The following is a 13611-nucleotide window of genomic DNA, read 5'->3' as shown; positions in this document are numbered from 1 at the left end:
GACCCCGCCCGGCGGTCCGGGCGGCGTCCCCCGCTCAGCTCACGATCGAGCGGGCGAATCCGAGCTCCAGGAGATCCTGCGGGCGCAGCCGCAGCTGGTCGGCGGTGGCGCCGGTCTCCGACGGCGGCCGCTTGAGGATCGCGGCGGCCGGTTCCGGGGCGATGACGGAGAAGTAACTGTCCGCCGTGACATGGGTGTTGTCCGGTGCCGCGAGGGCCAGCGCCCCGCCCGAGCCGCCCTCGCCGATCACCAGCGTCGTCACCGGCACCCGGGCCGCCGCGACGGCCGCGAAGGCGTCCGCGATGGCCGCGCCCGCGCCCGCCCGTTCCGCCTCGGCGTCGTTGGCCGCGCCCGGGGTGTCGATGAGGGTGAGGACGGGGACGCCGAGCCGGTCCGCCAGCCGGATGGTCCGGGCCGCCGCGCGGTACCCGGCCGGGCGGGTCGGCGTCCCGCACTGGGCGACGTACGCGACGGGCCGCCCGTCCGCACGCAGCCCGAAGCCGCACAGCAGCCCCGGGTCCGTACCGCCGCACCGGTCCCCGTGGAGCGGGAGCCGGGCGTCGAAGTAGTCGGCCAGATACGCCTCCGCGCGGGGCCGCCGAGGGTCGCGGGCCGCCGCCACCGCCTCCCGGCCGGTCTCCGGAAGCCGGGCCGCCGACAGTGCGCGGGGCAACGGCGCGGCGGGGAGCGGGGCGGGCACGTCGGCCCGGGGCGTGCCGGCCGCCGCGTGCGGGTCGGACCGGGGCGCCTCGGCCACCGCGTGCGGGCCGAGCGCGCGCAGCCAGTGCGTCAGCGCCCCGGCCAGTTCGCCGGGCGGGACGACCGCGTCCACCTGGCCCGCCGCGAACTGCCCCTCGGCGCTGTACGCGTGAGGATCCGCGTCCGCCGGCCGCACCCGGGACCCGGCGAAGCCGATCTGCGCGCCCGGCAGCGCCAGCACCACATCGGCGCCCGCCCCCACCGTGGCCCAGCCGCCGCCGGTCGTCGGGTCGCGGACCACCGCGATCTGCGGGAGCCCGGCCGCGCGCAGCCGGGTGGAGGCGGCGGCCACCCGCTGGAGCTGGGTCAGTGCGACCATGCCCTCCTGCATCCGGCTGCCGCCGGTGGCGACCAGTGCGAGCAGGGGCAGCCGCCGGGTCAGGGCCAGCTCGTACGCGGCCGCCAGCCGGTCACCCGTCAGCCGTCCCAACGAGCCGCCCAGGAAACCGAATTCGAAGGCGAGCAGTACGCACGCGCGGTCGCCGACGACACCGGTGCCGTACACCACGGACTCCTCCTCGCCGGTCCGTGTCCCGGCCCGCTCCCGCGCCGCGTCGTACCCCGCCCAGCCGAGCGGTCCGTCCGGCGGCAGGGGGTGCGACGGCGGGCGGTGCTCGGTGAAGCCCGCCGCGCCGGTGAGCAGCGCGATCGTCTCCCGGGCCGTCGCCCGGGCGGGGGAGTCAGCCGGCACGGAGCGACCTCTTCATGATCTTGCCCAGGTCGTTGCGGGGCAGGGCGTCCAGATAGTGCACGGTGCGCGGGCGCTTGTGCGGGGCCAACTGGGCCGCCACATGGTCCGCCAGCTCCTCGGCGGCGGGCGGGGAGCCGGGGTCGGCCGCGACCACCCAGGCCACGACCCGTTCGCCCAGGTCCGGGTCCTCCTCGCCGGTCACGGCCGCTTCCCGGACCCCGGGGTGGGCGAGCAGCACGTTCTCGATCTCGCCCGCGCCGATCTTGTAGCCACCGCTCTTGATCAGGTCGGTGGCCTTGCGCCCGACGATCGTGACGTACCCGTCCTCGTCGACCGTGCCGACGTCCCCGGTACGGAACCAGCCGTCCGCCGTGTGCGCGGCGGCGGTGGCGTCGGGCCGGTTGAGGTAGCCGCTGAACAGGTTCGGGCCCCGGACCTGGATCTCGCCGATCGCCCCGGGCTCGCCGAGCACCGTGCCGTCCTCCTCCGCCAGGCGCAGCTCCACCCCGGCGAGCGGCGGGCCCACCGTGCCGGGGCGCGGGGCGCCGTCCGCCCGGATCCCCGTGTTCATCAGGGTCTCCGTCATCCCGTACCGCTCGATCACCCGCCGCCCGGTCGCCGCCGCGATGCGTTCGTGGTCGTGCACGGGCAGGGCCGCCGAGCCGGAGACCAGCAGCCGGGCCCCGGCCAGCGCCCCGGCCAGCGCGTCCCGTCCGGTGCCCGCCGGGGAGCCGCTCCCGTCCGCCGGGGAGTCGTGTCCGCTCCCGCCCGCCGGGCCGTCCAGCACCTCCGCCAGCCGGTGGTACATCGTCGGCACCCCGAACAGCATGGTGCCGCCGGAGGCCAGCTCACGGGCCACGCCCTCGGGCGAGAACCTCCCCAGGTGGCGGACGGAGCCGCCGCGCCGCAGCGGGCCGAGGACGCCCAGGATCAGCCCGTGCACATGGAACAGCGGCAGTGCGTGGACCAGGACGTCGTCGCCGGTCCACCCCCAGGCGTCCTCCAGCGCGTCCAGCGACGCGGCGACGGCCCGCCGGGGCAGGACGGCGCCCTTGGGCGGGCCGGTGGTGCCGGAGGTGTAGACGATCAGGGCGGGGGACTCGGGGTTCTCCCCGGCCGGAAGGGCTCCGCCCGCCGTGTCCTCCGCGAGAGCGCCCGCCGCCCGCGCGTCCACGGTCACGCGCCGCAGCTTCTCCAGCGCGGGCGGCAGCACGTCGTCCGCTCCCGCGAGTACGGCGGTGGGCGCGCTGTCGGCCAGGATGTGCGCCAACTCGCTCTCTCCGGTACGGGGGTTGAGCGGCACGGCCGGGACTCCGGCCCGCAGTGCCGCCACCACCGCGATCACCGTCTCCGGCGTCGGGGTGGCCCAGACGGCGACCCGGCCCGCGTCCGCGACGCGGGCGGCGAGCGCGTCGGCGGCCTCGGCGAGCCGGCCGTAGGTCAGGGACAGGTCACCGAAGCGGACGGCCTCCCGGGAGGCCGCCGGACCGGTGGAGGACTGAAGCGCGGGGAGAAGGAGGGTCACGCCGCGAAGCCTAGGGCTTTCGCCCGGACCTCGCCCGGACCCGGATGCCGATGAGGGCAGCGTCACCCCGGGTCGGTTTCCGGACAGCTCGTCCCGCCCACCGCATCGCTGCACGGAGCACCCAATCGCAATTTTGACACGACCTTGACAAATTAATTTTGCGTTGCCAGCATGCAAAAAGCCTCCCCGCTGGGGGAGTTGGAGCGCTCTCTCCAAGAAAAAAGCTGCCTGCGCCCGTGCACCGGCGCAGTCGTCGCACGCCCGCACACCGCATGCCGTACGCCCCGCGCGCCGGGAACCGTACGCCGCAAAGCGCGACAGCGCCTTGCCTGAGGGACCCCACGTACCGTCAGGAAGGAACGACCATGTCACCCGCACCCCCACGGTGGTCCAGATACGCCACCGCGCTCGCCGCACTGCTCGCGACCACGCTCGCCGTGCCCGCCGCGGGCCCGGCCCTCGCCGCCGACCCCGAGGCCCGCGCCCCACGCGTCGCCGCCGACATCCCGGCCGCCGACTATCAGCAGGTCCAACTCGCCCTGGGCGGAGCAGAACTGGGCGAGGCCATGTCGCTCGCCGTGCTGCCGGACCGGTCCGTGCTGCACACCGCCCGCGACGGCACGGTCCGGCTGACCGATGCCGCCGGGGCGACGAAGACCGCAGGGAAGCTCGACGTCTACACCCACGACGAGGAGGGCCTCCAGGGCATCGCCGTCGACCCGGGCTTCTCGGCGAACCGCTTCGTCTACCTCTACTACTCGCCGGTCCTGAACACCCCGCCGGGCGACGCCCCCACCACGGGCTCCGCCGCCGACTTCGAGGCGTGGAAAGGGCATCTGAACCTCTCCCGCTTCGTCCTCAAGGCCGATGGCACCCTCGACACCGCCAGCGAGAAGGTCGTCCTGGAAGTCGCGAGCGACCGGGGCCAGTGCTGCCACGTCGGCGGCGACATCGACTTCGACGCCGCCGGGAACCTCTACCTCACCACCGGCGACGACACCAACCCCTTCGAGTCGGCCGGCTACGCCCCCATCGACGAACGCGCCGACCGCAACCCGCAGTTCGACGCCCAGCGGTCCTCGGGCAACACCAACGACCTGCGTGGCAAGCTGCTGCGGATCAAGCCCACGGCCGACGGCGGCTACACGGTCCCGGCGGGCAACCTCTTCGCCCCCGGCACCCCGGACACCCGCCCCGAGATCTACGCGATGGGCTTCCGCAACCCGTTCCGGATGTCCGTCGACAAGAAGTCCGGAGCCGTCTACATCGGCGACTACGGCCCCGACGCGGGCGGCACCGACCCGGCCCGGGGCCCCAGCGGCCAGGTCGAGTTCAACCGGGTCACCCAGCCCGGCAACTTCGGCTGGCCGTACTGCACCGGCACCAACACGCCCACGGAGACGTACGGCGAGTACGCCTTCCCCGGCGGCCCGTCCGCCGGGAAGTACGACTGCGCCTCCGGCCCGGCCAACAACTCCTTCCGCAACACCGGCCAGGACACGCTGCCCCCGGCCCGGTCCGCCTGGATCCGGTACGCCGGTGACGCCGGCTCCCCGCCGGAGTTCGGCGGCGGGTCCGAATCCCCGATGGCCGGACCCGTGTACAACTTCGACGCGAACCTCGACTCCGCCGTGAAGTTCCCCGCCTCCCTCGACGGCCGCTTCTTCGCCACCGAGTACGGTCGCAAGTGGATCAAGCCGGTCGAGGTCGAGGCCGACGGATCGCCCGGGACCATCGACACGTTCCCGTGGACCGGCACCCAGGTGATGGACTCCGCCTTCGGACCCGACGGCGCGCTGTACGTCCTCGACTACGGCACCGGTGCGAACAACCAGGCCCTGTACCGCGTCGAGTACCTCGCGGGCAGCAACCGCTCCCCGGTCGCCGAGGCCACCGCCGACCGGACCTCCGGGCCCACCCCGCTCGCGGTCTCCTTCTCCTCGGCCGGCAGCGCCGACCCCGAGGGCGGAAGCCTCACCTACGCCTGGGACTTCGGCGACGGAGCCACCTCCACCGAGGCCAACCCCAGCCACACCTATACCACCGCCGGGACCTTCAACCCGACCCTGACCGTCACCGACCCCGAAGGGCTCACCGGCTCCGCGAGCCTGGTCGTGACGGCGGGCAACAGCGCACCGGCCGTCACGCTCAACACCCCGGCGGACGGCTCCCTGTTCTCCTTCGGCGACTCCGTCCCCTTCACCGTGAGCGTCAGCGACCCCGAGGACGGCACGATCGACTGCTCCAAGGTCAAGGTCACCTACCTCCTCGGTCATGACAGCCACCGCCACCAGATCACCTCGAAGAACGGCTGCTCCGGCACCATCGACGTCCCCGTCGACGGGGAGCACGACACCGCCGCCAACATCTACGGGGTCTTCGACGCCGAGTACACCGACGCGGGCGGACTGACCACGCACAGCGACTCCATCCTCCAGCCCCGCCACCGCCAGGGCGAGCACTTCGCCGCCCAGAACGGCATCGAGCTCGCCCCGCACGGCCCCGCCGAGGGCGGCGCGACCGTCGGCTACACGGACAACGGCGACTGGGTCTCCTTCAAGCCGTACGTCCTGTCCAACGCCACCTCCATCACCGCACGGGTCGCCTCCGGCGGCGCGGGCGGCACCCTGGAGGTGCGGGCCGGCTCCGCCACCGGCACGCTCCTGTCCACGCTCACCGTCGCCCCGACCGGCGGCTGGGAGAACTTCGTGAACGTCACGGCGGACCTGAACAACGCTCCCACCGGAACAACCGAGCTGTTCTTCGTCTTCAAGGGCCCGACGGGCCAGGGCAGCCTCTTCGACCTGGACGCCTTCACGTTCGACACGCAGGGAGCGCAGGTGGACCACCGATGAGACGATCCCGCGTCCGCCGCCTCGCCTGCGCCGTGGCCCTCACCCTCGGGGCGGCCTTCCTGAGCCCCGGAGTGCAGAGCGCGGCGGCAGCCGACCCGTACCAGGTCCTGGTCTTCTCCAAGACCGCCGGATTCCGCCACGACTCCATACCGGCGGGCATCACCGCCCTCCAACAGCTCGGCGCAGCGAACGAGTTCACCGTGACCGCCACCGAGGACGCGACCGCCTTCACCCCCGCGAACCTCGCCGAGTACGAGGCCGTCGTCTTCCTCTCCACCACCGGCGACGTCCTGAACGACACCCAGCAGAGTGCCCTCAAGGGGTACGTGGACGGCGGCGGTGGGTTCGTCGGCGTGCACGCGGCCGCCGACACCGAATACGACTGGCCGGAGTACGAGGACCTCGTCGGCGCCTGGTTCCAGAGCCACCCGGCGATCCAGGAGGCCCGCCTCACCACCGAGGACCACGTCCACCCGGCGACCGCGCACCTGGACGACACCTGGACGCGGACCGACGAGTGGTACAACTACCGCTCCAACCCCCGCTCCGACGTCCACGTACTCCAGTCCCTGGACGAATCCAGCTACAGCGGCGGCGAGATGGGCGGCGACCACCCCATCACCTGGTGCCACCCGCAGCAGGAGGGCCGCTCCTTCTACACCGGACTCGGCCACACCATCGAGTCCTTCGCCGACCCCGACTTCCGCCAACTCCTCCTCGGCGGAGTCCAGTACGCGGCCGGCGCCGTCGAGGCCGACTGCGGTGCGGGCGGCCCGGGCCCGGGCCCGGGAGGCGACAGCGCGGAGGCGGAGGCGTACACCTCCTCCTCCGGCGTCCAGAGCGCCGCCCACGGCTCGGCGAGTGGCGGAGCGACCCTCGGCTACATCGACCACGGCGACTGGGCGGGCTACTCCACCCTCGGCACCGCCGGGGCCACCTCCTTCACCGCCCGGGTCTCCTCGGCCGGCGCGGGCGGCACGATCGAGGTCCGCTCCGGCTCCGCCACCGGGCCGCTCCTCGGCTCCGCGGCCGTCGCCCCGACCGGCGGCTGGGAGACCTTCACCGAGGTCACCACCACCCTGACCGCCGGGACGGGCCCGCTGTTCCTGCGGTTCACCGGGGGAGCCGGCGCCCTCTTCGACGTCGACCGCATCACCCTGGCCCGCGCCCCGGCCACCGAGGACGAGGGCTCGTCCAACGTGCACCTCTTCTACTACCCCTGGTACGGCACCCCCGACGGCTCGGGAAGCTGGCGGCACTGGCAGCAGGGCGGTCACACCCCGCCCGATGCCATCGGCGCCGACCTCTACCCGAAGCTCGGCCCGTACGACTCCGGGGACATCGCCGGAGCCGTCGACCAGCACATGAAGTGGGTCCAGCGGTCCGGCGCGGGCGTCATCGTCTACAGCTGGTGGGGGCAAGGGGGGTACGAGGACTCCCTCGCCGGTGACGTCATGGACGCCGCCGCCCGCCACGGCATCGAGGTCGCCTGGCACATCGAGCCCTACGGGGGCCGCACCGCCGAGTCCGTCGTCGACGACATCGCCTATCTGGAAGGGAAGTTCGGCGACCACCCCGCGTTCTACCGGGACGCGGCGAACGGCGACCGCAACGCCTACTACGTCTTCGAGAGCCTGAGAATCCAGGACTGGTCGGCGCTGGAGGCCGTCAAGGACACCGCCATCGTCCTCGCCCAGACCACCGACACCAGCAAGGTCGACCACTTCGGCGGGATCTACACCTACGACGGCATCGCCGGGGCCACCGCCCCCGGCTGGAAGAACGCGGGCGACTACGCCAAGGCCAACGGCCTGGTCTGGGCCCCCTCGGTCGCCCCCGGCTACCTCGACGACCGGGCCGTCCCCGGCAACACCACCCCCACCCTGGGCCGTGAGGACGGCGCCTCCTACGACCTGGAGTGGAACAACGCCCTCGACCCGGCCATCGGCGGCGACCCCACCTGGGTCTCCGTCACCTCGTTCAACGAGTGGCACGAGGGCAGCTCCATCGAACCGGCCTCCTCCAGCCCGCCCCCGGGCCACGGCTACGAGACGTACGAGGGGGCGTACGGCAAGACCGGGGAGGCCGCCGAGACGGCCTACCTCGACCGGACCGCGTACTGGGCGGACCGGTTCGAACAGCAGCTCCGCAAGCGCGGGTAGCCGCACCGGAGCCCGCACACGGACGGCCGCGTTCCGGCGGGAACGCGGCCGTTCTTCCGTACCCGGAGGTCTCACTCCTCGCGCTGGATGGTCCGCATCCGCCCGTACGCGTACACACACCCCGCCAGCGCCAGATCGGACAGCAGCATGAAGCCGATCGCGTAACTGTCCTTGGCGCTGTAGATCGCGCCCATCACCAGCGGCGGCACGAAGCCGCCCAGCCCGCCCATCGCCCCGACGATGCCCGTCACACTGCCCACCTTCGGCTGCGGCGTCACCTGCGAGACCAGGGCGAACACACTGCCGCTCGCGGTGCCGAGCCCGGCCGCCATCGCCAGCAGCGCGATCGTGCCGACCGGGTTCAGCGGCGGCTCGAAGGCCTGCACGATCGCCATCAGCGCGGCCAGCAGCAGGGCCACCGAGGTCACCAGAGCCGGGTGCGCCCGGTCCGAGAGCCAGCCGCCGATCGGCCGGAAGACCACTGTGACCAGGGCGAACCCGGCCGCCTTGGTCCCCGCCTCGGTCGGCGACATCTCGTACCAGGTCTTCAGGTACGTCGGCAGATACACCCCGAACGCCACGATGCCGCCGAAGCCGATCGCGTACAGCGCCGACAGCTCCCAGGTCACCCGCAGCCTCCCGGCCTCGCCGAGCCGGTGCGTCAGCGTGTCCGTGGGGATCTTCCGGCCGGGGTGGTCGCTGACCAGGACGGCCGCCAGCAGCGCGTACACCACCAGCGCCCCCGCGACCACGAGGAACGGCAGGTTGTCCCCGTGCTTCGCGATGCGCGGGGTGAAGTAGCCCGACAGCGCCACCCCGCCCATGCCCATCCCGAACACCCCCAGGGCGAAGCCCCGTTTGGCCGGCGGGAACCACGAGTTGACCAGCGGAACGCCGATCGCGAAGGTCGTCCCGCCGAGCCCCAGCAGGAAGCCGACCGCGAGCATCGCCCCGTAGGAGTCCTTCGCCGGGATCAGCAGCAGCACCGGCACGATCGTCAGCGCCGAGATCAGCGGGAACATCAGCTTCGCGCCGTACTTGTCCGTCAGCGCCCCCACCGGGATCCGGCCGAGCGACCCCACGAGCACCGGCACAGCCACCAGGAACGACTGCTGGAACGAGCTGAGCCCCAGCCGGTCCTTGTAGTCCCCGGACATCGGCGCGATCAGGTTCCACGCCCAGAAGGTCAGCGCGAAGCCGACCGTCGCCAGGACGAGATTGCGGTACGCGGCCGCGGGCGGTGCGGCTGCGGCCGGGGCGGGCGGCTCGGGAGACTGCTCGACGGAGGTGTCCACACCAGCCAGTCAAGGGTGCGGGGCACCGCACGGCCCGCCGGGCTGCGCCGACCGGGGGACGGCGGGCGCCCTCGGCTCCCGGGGGCTTCCCTCAGCCGATACCGCCATGAGCTGGGACAATCGCGGTATGGATCGGCTGGACAGGGAAATCCTCGGCATTCTCCAGGAGGACGCCCGGATCTCGTACCGGGATCTGGGCGTACGCGTGGGGCTCAGCGCCAACGCGGCGGGCGACCGCGTCCGCCGGATGCGCCGCGACGGGGTCATCCGGGGCTTCACCGTCATCGTCGACCCGGCCGCCGACACCCGTTCGGGCCTGGTCGTCTTCATCGATGTGACGTTGCGCCTCGACACGACGAACGAGGAGTTCGAACGCTCGGTGCTGATGCTGCCCGGAATCACGGAGGTGGTGCACGTGACGGGCGGCCACGACTACCTCGTACGGGCCACCGCCGCCGACCCCGGGGCGCTGGACACCCTGCTGCGCCGGCTGAAACGTGAGGCGGGCATCGCCCACTCCAACACCCGGATCGCCCTGCGGGCGGCCCCGAAGCACTGAGCCGCCGCACCCCCGGGGCGGACCGGCTCAGACCGGGGCCTGCCAGGTCACCGTCGTCGGACGGCCGTCCTCGCCGCGCCCGTCGTCCGCGACCACCAGCCGCACCCCGGTCCGCCCGTCCGGCAGCCGGACCGTGGCGTCGACCTCCACCTCGATGGCCGACACCCCGGGCCTGCGGTGCGCGGCGGCCAGCGCCCCGCGCAGGGCGGCCAGCAGTTCCCGCCCCGTCTCCTCGCCCACCAGCGCGTCCACCGCCCCGGCGAACCGCACCGATGGCGGGAACCCCAGCAGGGCCGCCGCGCCCCCGGTCTCCCGCAGCACCCGGCCCCGGAAGGTGCTCGGGGCCCCGGCCGGCGGCTGCTGGAGCGCGAAGATCGCGGTGCGGACCTCCTGGATGGTGGAGTCCAGCTCGTCCACGGCCCGCCCCAGCAGCTCACCCGTCTCCGCCTCCCCGCCGCCGGCTGCCGCCTCCCCGCTGCCGACGGTCTCCTCCGACGCGGCCCGGCGGCGGGTCGACTCCAGCATCATCTCGGTGGCGAAGAGCCGCTGGACCACCAGATCGTGCAGGTCACGGGCGATCCGGTCACGGTCCTCGTACACCGCGAGCTGCTCCCGGTCGGCCTGTGCGTCCGCCAGCACCAGGGCCAGCGCCGCCTGCGAGGCGAACTGGGTCGCCAGCAGCCGGTCCATCTCCGTGTAGGGCCGCTCGCCGCGCCGCCGGGGCAGGGCGAGCGTGCCGATGAGCCGGCCGCCGCTCTGCAACGGCAGCATCATGCTCGGCCCGAAGCGGGAGCGCACGCCGGTGGTCATCCGGGGATCGGTAGCCGAGTCCTCGATGAAGACCGGTTCGCCGCCGAGCAGCTGCACCAGCACCGCGGAACCGGGCTCGATCACCGTGCCGACGATGCCCGCCGGATCGTCCAGCGTGGACGCGGTGACGATCTCCATCCCGCCCCGCTCCGTCGGCTGGAGGATCACCCCGGCCGACGCACCCGCCAGCACCCGGGCCCGCTCGGCCACCGTCATCAGCGCGTCGGCCGCGTCGGTACCGGTCAGCAGGGCCGTGGTGACGGCCGCCGCTCCCGCGATCCAGCGCTCGCGCTGCCGGGCCGTCCCGTACAGCCGCGCGTTGCCGATCGCGATGCCCGCCTGGGCGGCGAGGACCCGCAGCAGGGCCCGGTCCGTCTCGCCGAACGGCCCCGACGGCTTCTCGGCGAGGCAGAGGTGCCCGAAGACCTCGGAGTGGACCAGGATCGGCGCCCGCAGGAAGCCGCGCGCCGGGGGACGGCCGGAGGGAGGGTCCTGCCCGTCCTCCTCGACCGGGGCTGCCGGACCCGTGGACGAGTCGTCCGGGAAGAGGCCGGGGCGCTGCCGCTCCGCCTCCGTCATCCTGGCGGTGTACAGCTCCTCGACCCGGTCCCGGTCCGGGTCCAACACCCCGAGCTCACCGTGGCGGGCCCCGGTGAGGGCGGTGGAGGTGTCCACGATCTGCTGGAGGGTGGAGCCCAGCTCCAGGTCGCTGCCGACGTTGAGGACCGCCTCCAGGAGCATCGGCAGCCGCCCGGCGGCGGCCGGGCCGGGCTCCACGGGCCCCTTCACCCGCGCCGTCCGCGTCGGCCGTTCCACCGCCCGGTCCGTGCCGACGGGCTCACCCCGCCAGCGGGTTGAGGACCATCGGCTGGATCTTGCCGTCCAGCATCGCGCCCAGGCCGAGCACCGAGCAGACGTCGGGACGCTCGGCGATGTGCACCGGCATCCCGGTCGCGTCGCGCAGCATCTGGTCGAGGCCCGGGAGCAGCGCGCTGCCGCCCACCATCATGATGCCCCGGTCCGCGAGGTCGGCCACCAGGTCCGGCGGGCAGTCGCGGAGCACCTTGCCCACCCCGTCGAGCACCGCGGTGAGCGGGGTGTGGATGGCCTGCCGCACGGCGGCGGTGTCGACCTGCACCGACCGGGCCAGCCCGGTCGCCACGTCACGGCCGTGGATCTCGGTGAGGGCGGGGCCGGTCAGCTGGAGGCCGTTGCCGTGCAGCGCCAGCTGGAGCGGGCGCACGGACTGGCTCGGGAGCAGCAGTTCGTGGTGCTGGCGCAGATGCTGGATGATCGCCTCGTCGATCGCGTTGCCGCCCACCGGGATCCGGACGGCGGTCACGATCGAGCCGAGCGAGAGCACCGCGATCTGGGTGGTGGCGGCCCCGCACACCATGATCATGGTGGCGGTCGGCTGCTCGACCGGCAGCCCGCAGCCCACGGCCGCCGCGATCAGGGTGTCCACCAGCTCGACCCGGCGGGCGCCGAGCCCGACCAGGGTCTCCACCGTGGCGCGCTGGGCCAGCGGGTCGGCCTCGTGCGGGGTGCAGGCGGCGGCGCGCAGCCGGGGCTTGCGGCGCAGTTGGCGGCGGAGCTTGTCGCCCAGCAGATGGCGCAGCATCCGCTGGGCCATCTCGATGTCGACGACGGTGCCGCCGGAGACCGGGCGGGCCACCCGGATGTACGCGGGGGTGCGGCCGGTCATCTGCTCGGCGAGCGCGCCGACGGCGATGAGGGAGCCGGTACGGGTGTTGACGGCGGCGACGCTCGGTTCGTCGACGACGAGGCCGAGCCCCTTGACGTACACCCGGGTCCTCGCGGCCCCGAGATCGACGGCGACGTGGCAACGCTGCAACTGCTCAAGGCTGACGGTCACGGCGAGTTCTCCCGAGAGCGCGGATGGGGGCACCGGCGGCAGCCGGTCTCTCCTTGCATGGTCGCGCTCTCCCGCCCGTCGCGCGCGCTGAGCTGCGCCGTAAGGGGGCGGGAGCTGACGGTTTCTCAGGTCAGCTGGCCGGAAGCAGCCGCTGGAACAGGCCCCAGGTGAACTCGGCGACGCGTTCCCCGCCGGTGGCCGGGTCGGTGACAGCCAGGGACCACCGGGTCGGGGCGCTGCCCTCCATCGGCCGGGCCGGGGGAAAGGCGCGGGCCGCCTCGTCCACGGTGCACGACCACGGGAGCAGCGCGTCCGGAGAGGTCAGCTCCGGTCCGGCCGCGTCCGGGGCCCGCACCAGCCACTCGTTCCACACGGCCCCGCCGGGCCCGGCCATCACCTCGAACCGCAGGTCCGGCCAGAGCGGCACCGGCCACAGCAGCGCCTCGCACTCCAGGTCCCCGACCCGGCGGGGCAGGACCGCATCCGGTTCGCCGAGCACCGAGCGGTAGCGCCGCAGCGACCCCCGTCCCCCCGGCGCCCGGACCATGGCCTGCCAGCGCCGGTTGGCCTCCCGCATGTCGGCGAGGGACGCGCTCAGTTCGTGCCGGGCCTCCTCGACCAGGCCGGGCTGGTGGTCGGCCATCCGGCGCAGCAGGACGAGCTGGAACTGGAGGGGGCCGAAGGGGGCGGGAGCGGTCATGCCGCCCATCCTCCCGCGTGTCAGGCGTATCGGGCCGGCCGTCACCGGAATCCGGGCTTCGTCACAGGATCCTCACCTGTGCGGCTTCCCTGGTTCTTCCGCGCACGCCTAACCTGCGGGCGCCATGGATTACTGCCACCCGTGCCGACGGCATCTCAACGGAGCCCTGGCCTGCGCCGGGTGCGGTACGCCCGCCCAGGCGCTGGGTCCCTTCGCCGTGCCCGCCCCGGACGTGCGTGACGCGCCGGCCGGGGCCGCACCGCCGGACGGGACGGCCGCGCCCGTCGACGTGGGAAGCCCCCGGCGTGACGCCCGGCGTGGCAGCCGACGCGATGCCCGGCTGGACGCCCGACGTGATGCCCGGCGCGGTGCCGGAGGC

9 protein-coding genes and 1 pseudogene are annotated in these 13611 nt (G+C 73.8%); 4 read left to right on the top strand and 6 right to left on the bottom strand.

Annotated elements, in window-relative coordinates:
- Positions 1–34: 34 nt before the first annotated feature.
- On the bottom strand, positions 35–1450 hold the full coding sequence (locus tag HET64_RS27335; protein ID WP_215109818.1) for a carboxyl transferase domain-containing protein: 1416 nt from the start codon (positions 1448–1450) through the stop codon (positions 35–37).
- Positions 1440–2975, bottom strand: coding sequence for an acyl-CoA synthetase (locus HET64_RS27330; protein WP_215109817.1), 1536 nt, complete (start codon positions 2973–2975; stop codon positions 1440–1442). Before HET64_RS27330 ends, HET64_RS27335 begins: the two co-directional genes overlap by 11 nt.
- Positions 2976–3340: 365 nt before the next feature.
- Between HET64_RS27330 and HET64_RS27325 the strand changes: the two genes are divergently transcribed.
- Both HET64_RS27325 and HET64_RS27320 read left to right on the top strand, forming a co-directional pair.
- A complete protein-coding gene (locus tag HET64_RS27325; protein WP_215109816.1) occupies positions 3341–5830 on the top strand; it encodes a PQQ-dependent sugar dehydrogenase in 2490 nt (829 codons plus the stop codon).
- Positions 5827–7992 carry a ThuA domain-containing protein gene (locus HET64_RS27320; RefSeq protein ID WP_215109815.1) on the top strand — a complete coding sequence of 722 codons (2166 nt, stop codon included), beginning with the start codon at positions 5827–5829 and terminating at the stop codon, positions 7990–7992. Before HET64_RS27325 ends, HET64_RS27320 begins: the two co-directional genes overlap by 4 nt.
- A 71-nt stretch (positions 7993–8063) precedes the next feature.
- Here HET64_RS27320 and HET64_RS27315 read toward each other — a convergent pair whose 3' ends face one another.
- Complete coding sequence (locus HET64_RS27315; protein ID WP_215109814.1) at positions 8064–9287, bottom strand: NarK/NasA family nitrate transporter; 1224 nt, start codon at positions 9285–9287, stop codon at positions 8064–8066.
- 127 nt (positions 9288–9414) lie between these two features.
- On the opposite strand from HET64_RS27315, the gene HET64_RS27310 reads away from it, so the two are divergent.
- Positions 9415–9846: an Lrp/AsnC family transcriptional regulator gene (locus HET64_RS27310; RefSeq protein ID WP_030078115.1), complete on the top strand. Its 432-nt coding sequence runs from the start codon at positions 9415–9417 to the stop codon at positions 9844–9846.
- 27 nt (positions 9847–9873) lie between these two features.
- Here the strand turns inward: HET64_RS27310 and HET64_RS27305 are convergent, their stop codons facing one another.
- The 3 genes from HET64_RS27305 to HET64_RS27295 all read right to left on the bottom strand — a co-directional run bounded on the left by HET64_RS27305 (position 9874) and on the right by HET64_RS27295 (position 13232).
- Entirely contained in the window at positions 9874–11397 is a 1524-nt protein-coding gene (locus tag HET64_RS27305; RefSeq protein ID WP_215109819.1) for a GAF domain-containing protein, read from the bottom strand.
- A 97-nt stretch (positions 11398–11494) separates the two neighbouring features.
- On the bottom strand, positions 11495–12532 hold the full coding sequence (locus HET64_RS27300) for a rod shape-determining protein (RefSeq protein ID WP_003969364.1): 1038 nt from the start codon (positions 12530–12532) through the stop codon (positions 11495–11497).
- 130 nt (positions 12533–12662) lie between these two features.
- Positions 12663–13232, bottom strand: coding sequence for a hypothetical protein (locus HET64_RS27295; RefSeq protein WP_215109813.1), 570 nt, complete (start codon positions 13230–13232; stop codon positions 12663–12665).
- Between the two features lie 124 nt (positions 13233–13356).
- On the opposite strand from HET64_RS27295, the pseudogene HET64_RS27290 reads away from it, so the two are divergent.
- Positions 13357–13611 (top strand): annotated as a pseudogene (locus HET64_RS27290) (hypothetical protein); the annotation flags it as partial.

This window comes from Streptomyces sp. McG3 (assembly GCF_018619185.1).
GTDB lineage: Bacteria > Actinomycetota > Actinomycetes > Streptomycetales > Streptomycetaceae > Streptomyces.
Note: the sequence above shows the minus strand (reverse complement) of the source record. Positions and strands in the feature narration are given on the sequence as shown.

Coding starts and splice junctions, on each gene's coding strand:
- HET64_RS27325 (WP_215109816.1), top strand. CDS start 3,341: ATGTCACCCGCACCCCCACGGTGGTCCAGATACGCCACCGCGCTCGCC.
- HET64_RS27320 (WP_215109815.1), top strand. CDS start 5,827: ATGAGACGATCCCGCGTCCGCCGCCTCGCCTGCGCCGTGGCCCTCACC.
- HET64_RS27310 (WP_030078115.1), top strand. CDS start 9,415: ATGGATCGGCTGGACAGGGAAATCCTCGGCATTCTCCAGGAGGACGCC.
- HET64_RS27305 (WP_215109819.1), bottom strand. CDS start 11,397: ATGCTCCTGGAGGCGGTCCTCAACGTCGGCAGCGACCTGGAGCTGGGC.
- HET64_RS27295 (WP_215109813.1), bottom strand. CDS start 13,232: ATGACCGCTCCCGCCCCCTTCGGCCCCCTCCAGTTCCAGCTCGTCCTG.